We start from the raw sequence: 12,297 nt of genomic DNA, 5'->3' as shown, positions 1-12,297 counted from the left end.
GATGACCACCGGCGGTCTGGCCGAGCGGTTGGACGGTCGAGGGTTGGTGGTCATCGATGTCGGCGATATGTCCGATATCGATGACTCCATGGTGGATGACCAACTCGGTACGGCGCTCCCTGACCCGGCTCCCGAGGACATCGCCTACCTCATCTACACATCGGGAACCACCGGTGTACCCAAGGGAGTGGCCGTCACGCACCACAATGTGACCCACTTGGCGCGGTCGACACCGGAGCACCTGCCAACGGATCAGGTATGGACACAGTGTCATTCCTATGCGTTCGACTTCTCGGTCTGGGAGATCTGGGCCGCGCTGCTCGGCGGCGCACGCCTGGTGGTGGTGCCCGAATCGATGGTGAGCTCACCCGATGAGTTCCATGCGCTGCTGGTCGGCGAGCGCGTCAACGTTCTCGCCCAAACCCCTTCTGCGGCTGGGGCATTGCCGTCGCAGGGATTGGAGTCGGTGGCGCTGCTTCTCGGCGGCGAGGCCTGTCCCGGCGAGGTAGTGGATCGTTGGGCACCGGGACGGACGGTGATCAACGCCTACGGTCCCACCGAGATCACGGTCTACGCATCGATGAGCACACCGTTGACGGCTGGATCCGGGGCTGCGCCCATCGGTGCGCCCGTGCCGACCTCGGCGCTGTTCGTACTCGATGGGTGGTTGCGGCCGGTGCCGGTCGGTGTGACCGGCGAGCTGTACGTGGCCGGCGATGGTGTGGCCTGCGGGTACCTGAGGCGGTCGGGGTTGACCGCATCTCGGTTTGTGGCCTGCCCGTTCGGTGAGTCCGGTGCGCGGATGTATCGCACCGGGGACTTGGTGCGATGGGGTGCGGACGGGCAACTGCAGTATCTGGGCCGTGCCGATGACCAGGTGAAGATTCGCGGATACCGCATCGAACTCGGCGAAGTGCAGGCAGCGTTGGCCGCGCTGGACGTCGTGTCGCAGGCGGTGGTGATCGCCCGCGAGGACCAACCGGGCATCACGCGTCTGGTCGGTTACGTCACGGAATCGATGACCGGAGCGGTGGACGCGGCCGTGCTGCGAAATACCTTGGCAGACAGGTTGCCTGGTTATATGGTCCCGAGCGCGATCGTCGTTCTGGACGCATTGCCGTTGACGGTGAACGGCAAGCTCGATACCCGCGCGCTGCCGGTACCGGAGTATCGGGACGTCGATCGATATCGCGCTCCGGCCGACGCGATCGAGGAGACACTGGCCGGCATCTACGCCCAAGTTCTCGGGCTCGATCGTGTCGGAGTCGACGACTCCTTTTTCGATCTTGGTGGAGACAGCATCCTGTCGATGCAAGTGGTTGCCCGAGCCCGGGCATGCGGCGTGATGTGTCGGCCCCGGGACATCTTTGTCGAGCAGACCGTGGCCAGACTGGCTCAGGTTGTCGGGGTGACGGGCGATGACACAGGTCCGATTGATGAGGGCGTCGGCCCGGTGGCGGCGACACCGATCATGCGTTGGCTGCGTGAGGTCGAAAAGTCCGGCGGCCCGATCGACCAGTTCAACCAGACGGTGGTTATCCAAGCTCCGTCGGGAGTTGCCGAGTCCGATGTGGCGGTTGTCCTGGGCGCGCTGCTCGACCGGCATGCCATGCTGCGGCTGCGCGCCGAGGTGGACGAGGCACAGGACTGGTCACTTCTGGTGCCCGAAAAGGGTTCCGTACTGCCGCATCTGAACTCGGTGGACGCGTTGTCCGATGAGGCGTTGACGATGGCGCGGTCGCGGTTGAATCCGGCTGCGGGAGAGATGGTCAGCGCGTTGTGGGTGAGGTCCACGAGCCAGCTGGTGTTGACGATTCATCACCTGGCCGTCGACGCGGTGTCTTGGCGGATCCTGCTTGAAGACCTCAACATCGCGTGGGCGCAGCATCGCCATGGTCAACCGGCGACATTGCCGACGACCGGAACCTCATTCGCCCGGTGGGCATCACTGCTCGGCGAACACGCTCACACCGCAGCCGCGGTGGAACAGGCCGATGGCTGGCGCCGGGTGTTGGCCACCCCATCGGCACTGCCCGCGCCGCGGCCTGAGCTGGATACGTATGCCACCGCCGGACACCTCACGGCGTCACTGGACGTTGAGACGACCCGCGCGCTGCTTGGTGAGGTACCGGCGGCGTTCCACGCTGGGATTCAAGACATTCTGTTGATCGCCTATGCGTTGGCGTTGACCGAATTCCTCGGCGTCACGCTGCCGGTGGGTATCGACGTCGAGGGGCACGGCCGCGTGGAGGATCTCGGAGAGATCGCTCCCAACATCGACCTATCCCGCACCGTCGGCTGGTTCACCTCCAAGTACCCGGTGGCATTGAGAGTCGCGGGGCATGTGGGGCGATCCGAAGGTGGGCTGCGCTGGGATCAGGTGGTGGCCGGCGATCCGGCACTGGGACGCGTGATCAAAGATGCCAAGGAACAATTGCGCGCTCTGCCCGAGGGCATGACCTACGGACTGACGCGCTACCTCAACGCCGATATCGATCTGTCCGGACCGGATCCAGCCATTGGATTCAACTACCTCGGCCGACTGGGGGCGGCCGACGCCGCACAGTCGGAGGCCCTCACTGAACTGTGGCAGGTCAGCCGCGACGGAGCGGCGGTATCCGCTGCGGCCGCCGCGATATCCATGCCCCTCGGTCACACCGTGGAACTGAACGCGAGTACCGCCGAAACAGATTCCGGTCCAAGTCTTTACGCCAACTGGACATGGGCCCCCTCGGCGCTGGACGATGCGCGGGTCGGTCGACTCAGCCAGCTGTGGTTCGACGCTCTGACCGGGATCTGCACGCATGTGCGCGGGGGTGGCGGTGGTCTGACACCGTCCGACATCGCCCCCGCTCGGCTCACTCAGCAGGAGATCGATGAGCTCGATCGGGACGCTCCGATCGCCGACGTACTGCCCCTGACGCCCCTGCAGCGCGGACTTCTGTTCCAGGCCAATACGACTCGCGGTAATGATGATGACGTCTATGCCATGCAGCTCGATGTCACGGTTACCGGCCCGCTGAACGCCCAGCGGCTGCGTGAGGCGGTACACACGGTGATCAACCGTCACCCCAATCTGGCGGCCCGGTTCGACAAGCGATTCGACGAACCGGTGCAGATCATTCCGGCCAACCCCAGCGTGCCCTGGCAATACCTCGAAATATCCATGGAGAAGGCCGATATCGATGACAGGCTGCGGGATCTATGCGCCGCCGAGCGGGCATTGGTGTGCGACCTGGCCCGGCAGTCGGCCTTCCGTGCGGCACTGATCCGCGTATCCGATAACGTGCACCGGTTTGTCATGACCTATCACCACATCGTGCTCGACGGCTGGTCACTGCCGATCTTGCTGCAGGAGATATTTGCCGGCTACTACGGACAACGCCTCCCCGCAGCCGGGTCGTACCGCAGGTTCGTGACATGGCTGTCCGATCGAGATCTCGACAGTGCGCGTGAGGCCTGGCGCGAGGTTCTTGCGGGATTCGACACCCCGGCCTTGGTCGCCCCCAGGGGCCGGACAACGTCAGGGCGACGTGCCACGCAGACCTACCGGTTGCCCACTGAGACAACCAGGGCTGTGAACGCATTGGCGCGCGCTGAACACACCACCGTCAACACTGTGCTGCAGGCTGCCTGGGCGCAGGTGCTGATGTGGCTGACGGGCCGGCATGATGTCGCCTTCGGGGTCGCGGTCTCAGGCCGGTCCGCGGAGGTGGCGGGTGCGGATTCCATGGTCGGCCTGCTGATCAACACCGTGCCGGTGCGGGCGACGATCACGCCCGACACCACTGTCGCCGAGCTGCTGGACGATCTACAGCGCCGTCACAGCGATACCCTCGACCACCAGCATCTGGCCCTCAGCGAGATCCACCATGCCGTCGGTCATGACCAACTGTTCGACACCCTCTTCGTCTACCAGAACTATCCGGTGGAGTCAGTGGCGTCATCCATGGCCGACGGGTTGGCCATCACCGAAGTCAGCGGCCGTGAGTACAACCACTACCCGCTGACCCTGCAAGCCATGCCCGGCAACGAACTGGTCCTGCGTGTCGAATTCGATACCGCAGTATTCGGCGTGAACCGGGTGCAGAAGATCGTCGAGCGGTTCCAGCGAGTGCTGGAGGCCATGACGGGGGAGGTGCAGCAACAGTGAAAGCGGATGCCACCAGGCGTTTGTTGTCCATGGATCTGGGCGACACAGAGGAGCGCACGGAGCTGGATGCGTGGGGTAACCGGGCGGCGCTGGACCGGCCCATGGCCTCCCTCTCGATTCCGGCGTTGTTCGCCGAGCAGGTCGCGCGTCATCCGGGCGCGGTCGCGGCCAGCTTCGATGGCAGCCACGTGTCGTACCGCGGGCTCGATGAAGCCTCGGATCGGTTGGCGCACTGGCTTCTTACCCACGGTGTGGGAGCGGGGCAGCGGGTGGCGTTGTTGTTCTCGCGGTCGGTTGAGGCAGTCGTGGCGATCCTGGGAGTGCTGAAGACCGGTGCGTCATATGTGCCGATTGACCCATCGGTGCCGGATGCGCGGCTGGAGTTCGTGCTGGCCGATGCCGGGACGCTGGTCGCGGTCACCACCGCCGATCTGGCGAGCCGACTGGACGGACGCGGGCTGGTGATCATCGACGTGGGTGATGTCCCGGCCGATGCCGAGACTGTCGCGGTTGATGGGCGGCCAACATTGGTGGCGCCAGGTGGCGATGATATCGCGTACGTGATCTATACCTCGGGAACCACGGGAGTACCGAAAGGTGTGGCCATTGCGCACCATAACGTGACGCGGCTGATTGAGGCAATTGACGCCGAGCTGGAGTTATCGCCGGGACAGGTTTGGTCACAGTGCCATTCGTTGGCCTTCGACTTCTCGGTGTGGGAGATTTTCGGTGCACTGCTGCACGGCGGGCGGCTGGTGGTGGTGTCGGATTCGGTGGTGCGCTCACCCGAACGGTTCCATGCTCTGCTCGTGGACGAACGCGTCAGTGTGTTGAGCCAGACGCCATCGGCGTTCTATGCATTGCAGGCTCTGGAAGGGAGCCACCAGCTTGATCTTGCGGCGGTGATTTTCGGCGGGGAGGCCCTGGAGCCCCAGCGTCTGAAGGGGTGGTTCGAGAAGCATCCGGAGTCACCGCGATTGATCAATATGTATGGGATTACCGAGACGACAGTGCATGCCTCGTTCCGTGAGATCGTTGCCGGCGACGCAGAGGGGGCGGACAGCCCGATCGGGGTGCCCCTGGGGCATCTGGCATTCGCAGTCCTGGACGACTGGCTGCAGCCGGTGACGGTTGATGTGGTCGGCGAGTTATATGTGGCCGGTGCGGCTTTGGGCTATGGCTATCTGGGGCGTGCGCCGTTGACCAGCACCAGATTTGTGGCCTGTCCGTTCGGGGAGCCGGGCGCCAGGATGTATCGCACCGGAGACCTGGTGAGCTGGGGGGCCGATGGGCAACTGCGATATCTGGGCCGTGCCGATGAGCAGGTCAAGATTCGTGGGCACCGCATCGAACTCGGCGAAATCCAGTCGGTGTTATTGAGTTTCGGAGGTGTTGACCAGGCGGTGGTCATCGCCCGCGAAGACCGTCCCGGCGACAAGCGGTTGGTCGCCTACGTCACCGGCACAGCCGACCCGGTGGCGTTGCGTGACGGGCTGGCCGACAGGCTGCCCTCCTACATGGTTCCTGTCGCGGTGGTCACCTTGCAAAGTTTTCCGTTGACTGTCAACGGAAAACTCGACAAGAGAGCCTTGCCGGCACCGGAGTATCAGTCCCTCGATCAGTACCGCGCCCCGGCGAATCCGACGGAGGAGATCCTCGCCGGAATCTATGCGCAAGTTCTGGGCCTGGACCGCGTCGGTGTCGATGACTCATTCTTCGACTTAGGTGGGGACTCGCTGTTGGCCATGCGTCTGGTCGCGGCACTCAACCGGTCGATGGATGCGGGCCTCGAAGAGCGCGCAGTGTTCGACGCTCCCACGGTGGCGCAGCTGATGCTCCGGATCGGAGGTGACGAGGGCCGGCTGGAACCTTTGGTGGCCGGTGAGCGGCCGGCCGTGATGCCATTGTCTTTTGCGCAAAGCCGACTCTGGTTCATCGACCAATTACACGGTCCTTCACCGGTTTACAATTTGGCGATGGGGCTGCGCCTGCGGGGCTCCCTTGATGAGGATGCGCTGGGCGCGGCGTTCACGGACGTGCTGAATCGCCATGAGAGTCTGCGCACGCTGTTCCCTGCGGTCGACGGGAAGCCGCAGCAACGGGTTGTTGCTGTCGAGGAGATCGAATTCGGCTGGGACGTCGTGGATGCTTCCGGTTGGCCCGCAGGGCGGCTGGAGGAATCGATTGCGGATTCGGCGCGGCACAGTTTCGATCTATCGACCGAGATCCCGGTGAAGGCACGGCTTTTCCGTACTGCCGAGGATGATCACGTGCTGGTGGCGGTGGTGCACCATATCGCCGCTGACGGTTGGTCGATTACCCCGCTGGTGGCCGACCTGGGCGTGGCCTACGCCAGTCGGTGTGCGGGGCAGGCACCCGATTGGAAGCCGTTGGCCGTCCAATACGCCGATTACACACTGTGGCAGCGCGCGCAGCTGGGTGTGCTCGATGACAGCGAGAGCCGCATCTCCCGGCAGTTGGCCTTCTGGGAAGAGGCGCTGGCCGAGATGCCCGAGCGTTTGGCGCTACCGACCGACCGGCCCTATCCGTTGGTGGCTGATCAACGTGGCTCCAGGGTGGATGTGAGCTGGCCGGCCGATCTGCAGCAGCAGGTCAATCGATTGGCCCGCGAACATAACGCGACGAGTTTCATGGTCATGCAGGCCGCCCTGGCGGTACTGTTCTCCAAACTCAGCGCGAGTTCCGATGTGGCGGTGGGATTCCCGATTGCCGGACGTCGCGACCCGGCGCTCGATGAACTGGTTGGGTTCTTCGTCAACACGTTGGTGCTGCGGATCGACCTGACCGGGGACCCCAGTGTTACCGAGGTGCTGGCTCAGGTGCGAACACGCAGTTTGGGTGCCTTCGAAAATCAGGACGTGCCATTCGAGGTGCTCGTCGAGCGATTGAACCCGACTAGATCCTTGACCCATCACCCCTTGGTGCAGGTGATGCTGGCTTGGCAGAACGTGCCCGGACAGATCGGCGACTCTCGCGGGGCATTGGCGTTGGCAGATCTGCAGCTCACTCAACTGCCGCTGGATACTCACTCGGCCCGCATGGATCTGTCGTTTTCATTGTCCGAATCTTGGGCCGAATCAGGCGAGGCCGCCGGGATTTCGGGAACGGTGGAGTTTCGCACCGATGTGTTCGACACAGGCAGTGTCGAGGTCCTGATCGATCGGCTGCAACGGGTGCTCGAGGCGATGACTGCCGACGAGACCCGGCCGTTGTCGGCGATCGACGTGCTGGATGCCGAGGAGCTTGCGCAGTTGGACGGCTGGGGCAATCGAGCCGAGTTGGTCAGGCCCGCGATCCCGGTGTCGATTCCCGCGCTGTTCGCGCAGCAGGTGGCTCGGGTGCCCGGGGCGGTGGCAGTCTGTTTTGTCGGCTGCCATCTGTCGTACCAGGAGTTGGATGAGGCGTCGAACAGGTTGGCGCACTTACTTGTCCAGTATGGCGTGGGCCCGGGAGAGCGGGTGGCCCTGCTGTTCTCGCGGTCGGTTGAGGCGATCGTGGCGATCCTGGGAGTTCTCAAGACCGGTGCGGCCTACGTGCCCATCGATCCGGCGGTGCCGGATGCACGGCTGGAATTCGTGATCGCCGATGCCGAGCCGGTTGTCGCGGTGACGACCGCCGATCTGGTGGATCGGTTGGATGGGTACGGGGTCGCGGTTATCGACATGGATGACCCGGCGATCGAGGCGCAGCCTGTCTGCGTGCCGGCGGTGGGACCGACCGCCGAAGATGTCGCCTACGTGATCTACACCTCAGGCACGACCGGTGTGCCCAAAGGTGTTGCCATTCCCCATCGGAATGTGACCCGTCTGCTGCAGGCGCTTGATGCCGACCTGGAGTTGTCGGCGGGCCAGGTGTGGGCGCAGAGCCATTCATTGGCCTTCGATTTCTCGGTGTGGGAGATCTTCGGCGCCCTGCTGCATGGTGGGCGGCTGGTGGTCGTGTCCGAATCGGTGGTCCGATCGCCCGAAGAGTTCCATGCCTTACTGGTGGACGAGCAGGTCAGCGTGTTGAGCCAGACGCCATCAGCGTTTTACGCACTGCAGACTGTGGATGCGATGGCCGCGGAGTCCGCCGGCCAGCTCGGTGTTGAGGTGGTGGTGTTCGGAGGGGAGGCGTTGGAACCGCAGCGGTTGAAGTCGTGGCGGGAGCGGCACCCGGTGTTGCCACGGTTGATCAATATGTATGGGATCACCGAAACGACGGTGCACGCCTCGTTCCGTGAGATCACCGCCGCCGATCTTGAGAGCACGGTCAGCCCGATCGGTGTGCCGCTGGCCCATCTCGCGTTTTCCGTGCTCGATGGATGGTTACGGCCGGTCCCGGTGGGTGTAGTGGGCGAGTTGTACGTGGCGGGCGCCGGTTTGGGCCATGGCTATGTGGGCAGGACCGGCCTGACCGCCTCGCGGTTTGTGGCCTGCCCGTGGGGGACGCCGGGTTCGCGGATGTACCGCACCGGGGACTTGGTGTGCTGGGGGCATGACGGCGAGCTGCAGTACGCGGGACGTGCCGATGAGCAGGTGAAGGTCCGCGGACATCGCATTGAGCTCGGTGAAATCCATTCGGCATTAACGGATCTGAATGGAGTGGAACAGGCGGTCGTGATCGCCCGGGAGGATCGTCCGGGTGATAAGCGTCTGGTCGGCTACATCACCGGTACCGCAGACTCGGGCAAGGTCCGTGCTCAGCTGGCCGAGTCTCTCCCCACCTACATGGTGCCGGCCGCGGTGGTCGCCCTGGCAGCCTTGCCATTGACGGTCAACGGCAAGATCGATAAGAAGGCCTTGCCCGCACCGGAATACACCGATGTGGATCATTATCGGGCCCCGGCCACCCTCGTCGAGGAGATACTGGCCGGCATCTACGCTCAGGTTCTGGGGCTGGACCGGGTCGGCGTCGACGACTCATTCTTCGACCTCGGTGGGGACAGCATTTCCGCGATTCAGGTGGTGTGGCGCGCTCATGGCGCCGGCTTGGTCGGTCGGCCGCGCGACATCTTCGTGCAGCAGACCGTGGCCCGACTGGCCCGAGTGGTCAGGATGGCCGACAGTACCGGCGGCGTGGTCGACGAGGGCCTCGGACCGGTGGTGGCAACCCCGATAATGCAGTGGTTGAAGGGGATTGACGGACCGATTGACGAGTTCAACCAGACTGTGGTGCTGCAATCACCCACCGGTGTGACGGAGGCGGCCGTCCTCATCATGTTGCAGGCCTTGCTGGATCGACACGGCATGTTGCGGCTGCGCGCCCAGGGCGATGGTGCGGGGGGCTGGTTGTTGACGGTGCCCGAGCCGGGTGCGGTCGACGCACACGAGTGTCTGCAATCGGTGGACATATTGACCGATGAGGCAGTGGTGGCGGCGCGGTCGCGGTTGAACCCAGCCGCCGGGGTGATGCTTCGCGCGCTGTGGGTAACTGCCACCAGCCAGCTGGTGTTGATCGTTCACCATCTGGCCGTCGACGGGGTGTCGTGGCGGATTCTGTTGGAGGACTTGACCATCGCCTCGACCCAGTTGCGTGGTGGGCAAGAGGTGCTGTTGCCGCCGGCGGGGACGTCGTTCCAGCGGTGGGCCGATCGACTGGCCGAACACGCGCGCCGGCCCGACGTAGTGCGTGAGGCGGATGCGTGGCGGCGAGTGGGGGCGATCCCTTCGGGCCTGGCTGCTCCGCAACCGAGCGAGGATACGTTCGCCACGGCCGGATACCTCACCGAGTTTCTCGATGCCGAGACAACGCACATGCTCCTGGGTGAGGTACCGGCGGCATTTCACACCGGGGTACACGAGATCCTGTTGATCGCCTTTGCCTTGGCGTGGGCACAACACTTGGGAACCGGCGGTGCTCCGATCGCCATCGATGTCGAGGGCCATGGGCGCCAGGAGGAATTGGCGGATCTAGACGGCGCCGCGGATCGCAGTATCGACCTGTCACGCACGGTGGGGTGGTTCACCACCAAGTACCCGGTGTCGTTGGCGGTCGGTGGGTTGCGCTGGACGCAGGTGGTGGCCGGAGACACGGCGCTGGGAACGGCAATCAAAGATGCCAAGGAGCAGCTTCGCGATCTACCGGACGGACTGACCTACGGTCTGCTGCGCTACCTCAACCCCGATGTGGAGCTTCCTGCATCCGACCCGGCAATCGGGTTCAACTATCTCGGGCGGCTGGGGGCTCCGGCGGCCTATGCGTCGGGAGATGTATGGCGCTTCAGTCAAGAAGGCCTGTCCCTGACCGGCGCCGCCGGGGCGATGCCCATCGCGCTGCCACACACCGTGGAGCTCAATGCCGTCACCATCGACACGGACACTGGCCCACATCTGAACGCCACCTGGACCTGGGCGCCGACCGCACTGGATCGCATGGCGGTCACCCGGATCAACCGGCTGTGGTTTGACGCGCTGGCCGGAATTTGCGCGTATGTACGAAGGGGCGGAGGCGGATTGACGCCGTCCGATATCGTCCCGGCCCGGCTCAGCCAGCAGCAGATCGATGGGCTGCAGAATCAATTCCCGATCGCCGACGTGCTACCGCTGACCCCCTTGCAGCAGGGTCTGCTCTATCACGCGGGTATCGCGAACAGCTCGGGCGACGATGTGTATGCGGTGCAGTTCGATATCGCGATGAGCGGCTCGCTCGACGCGGCGCGGCTCGGCGATGCGGTGCAGGCCGTGGTCGGACGGCATCCGCACCTGGCGGCTCGCTTCTCCGAACAGTTCGAGCATCCGGTGCAAATAATTCCTGCCGATCCCACAGCTCCCTGGCGATACATCGAGTTGGACAACGACAGAGCCGATCTGGATATCAATGAGCAGATCGAACAGATATGCGTCGCCGAACGCGCCGCGGTCTGCGATCTCGCCGAGCAACCGGCATTCCGGGCTGTGCTCATCCGTATCGCGGACGACCGGCATCGGTTTGTGCTTACCAATCACCACATCGTGCTCGATGGCTGGTCGATGCCGATCCTCATGCAGGAGATTTTCGCCGGCTATCACGGGCTGCGACTGCCCCCGGCCGCGTCATACCGCAGCTTCGTGACCTGGCTGTCAGAACGTGATCACGACGCTGCACATGCGGCCTGGCGTCAGGCATTGGACGGTTTTGACACGCCCATTCTGGTTGGCCCGCAGCAGAAGTTGCAGTTTGGACGGCGAAGCGTCGATTCGTTTAGGGTGCCTTCCAAGACCACGCGTGCGCTCACCAAGCTGGCGCGCTCGCACCAGACCACCGTCAACATCGTCCTGCAGGGCGCGTGGGCGTTGCTGCTGAGTTCGGTAACCGGCCAGCACGATGTCGCCTTCGGTTCGACAGTCTCGGGGCGTCCGGCCGAGGTGCTCGGTGCGGAATCGATGGTGGGACTTTTGATCAACACGGTGCCGGTGCGGGCGACCGTCGCCGCGGATACCACTACCTCAGATCTATTGCATCAGTTGCAGAGTGCGCATAACGACACTCTCGATCACCAGCACCTGGCGCTCAGCGATATTCACCGCATCACCGGTCAGGAGAGACTGTTCGACACCGTTTTCGTCTACGAGAACTATCCGACCGATAGCGGGACGACGTCGGAGATCGACGGTTTGGCCATCACAGGCTTCAGCAGTCGTGACTATTACCATTATCCGATCGCTGTGCAGGCCGGCCCCGGCCGTGAATTGGACCTTCGGGTTCAGTACGACATGGATGTGTTCGACGCGGACAGCATTGAAGAGCTGATCGAGCGGTTCATACAGGTGCTGGTGTGGATGACCTCCCACCCGGGGCGCACGTTGTCGTCCCTGAACCTATCGGACAAGACCGGGCGCACGCGGTGGAGTGGGTGGACCGACCAGACCGTGCCGCCGGCTGAGGTTTCGGTGGGCGAGGTCTTCGAGACCAACGGCGCCTATTGTCCCCCGGCTACCTTGAACGAGCAGATCCTGGCCAGCATCTTCGCTCATGTGCTGGGTGTGGACCGGGTCGGGGTTGAAGAGTCGTTTTTTGACCTGGGTGGCAATTCGCTTGGGGCAATGCGTGTGGTTGCCGCGATCAACACGGCCCTGGACGCGAACCTGACGATGCTCGCGTTGTTCGACGCGCCATCAGTCAGAAGTTTGGCCCAGCAGTTGGCAAACTGTCCCACTCGATGA

Annotated in this window: 2 protein-coding genes (1 of these 2 only partly in view); both read left to right on the top strand. The window is 63.9% G+C overall.

Annotated elements, in window-relative coordinates; genetic code table 11:
- Positions 1–4,153 carry the final stretch of a non-ribosomal peptide synthetase gene (locus DSM43276_RS22595; RefSeq protein ID WP_078328528.1) on the top strand. Its footprint begins 20,249 nt before the window's first position, so 4,153 of the gene's 24,402 nt are visible here — the last part of the coding sequence; its start codon lies beyond the left edge, outside the window; its stop codon occupies positions 4,151–4,153.
- Positions 4,150–12,297, top strand: a complete 8,148-nt coding sequence (locus tag DSM43276_RS22590) for a non-ribosomal peptide synthetase (RefSeq protein ID WP_109555944.1) — start codon at positions 4,150–4,152, stop codon at positions 12,295–12,297. Before DSM43276_RS22595 ends, DSM43276_RS22590 begins: the two co-directional genes overlap by 4 nt.

The organism is Mycobacteroides salmoniphilum, assembly GCF_004924335.1.
GTDB lineage: Bacteria > Actinomycetota > Actinomycetes > Mycobacteriales > Mycobacteriaceae > Mycobacterium > Mycobacterium salmoniphilum.
This window is presented reverse-complemented; position numbering and strand designations above follow the sequence as displayed.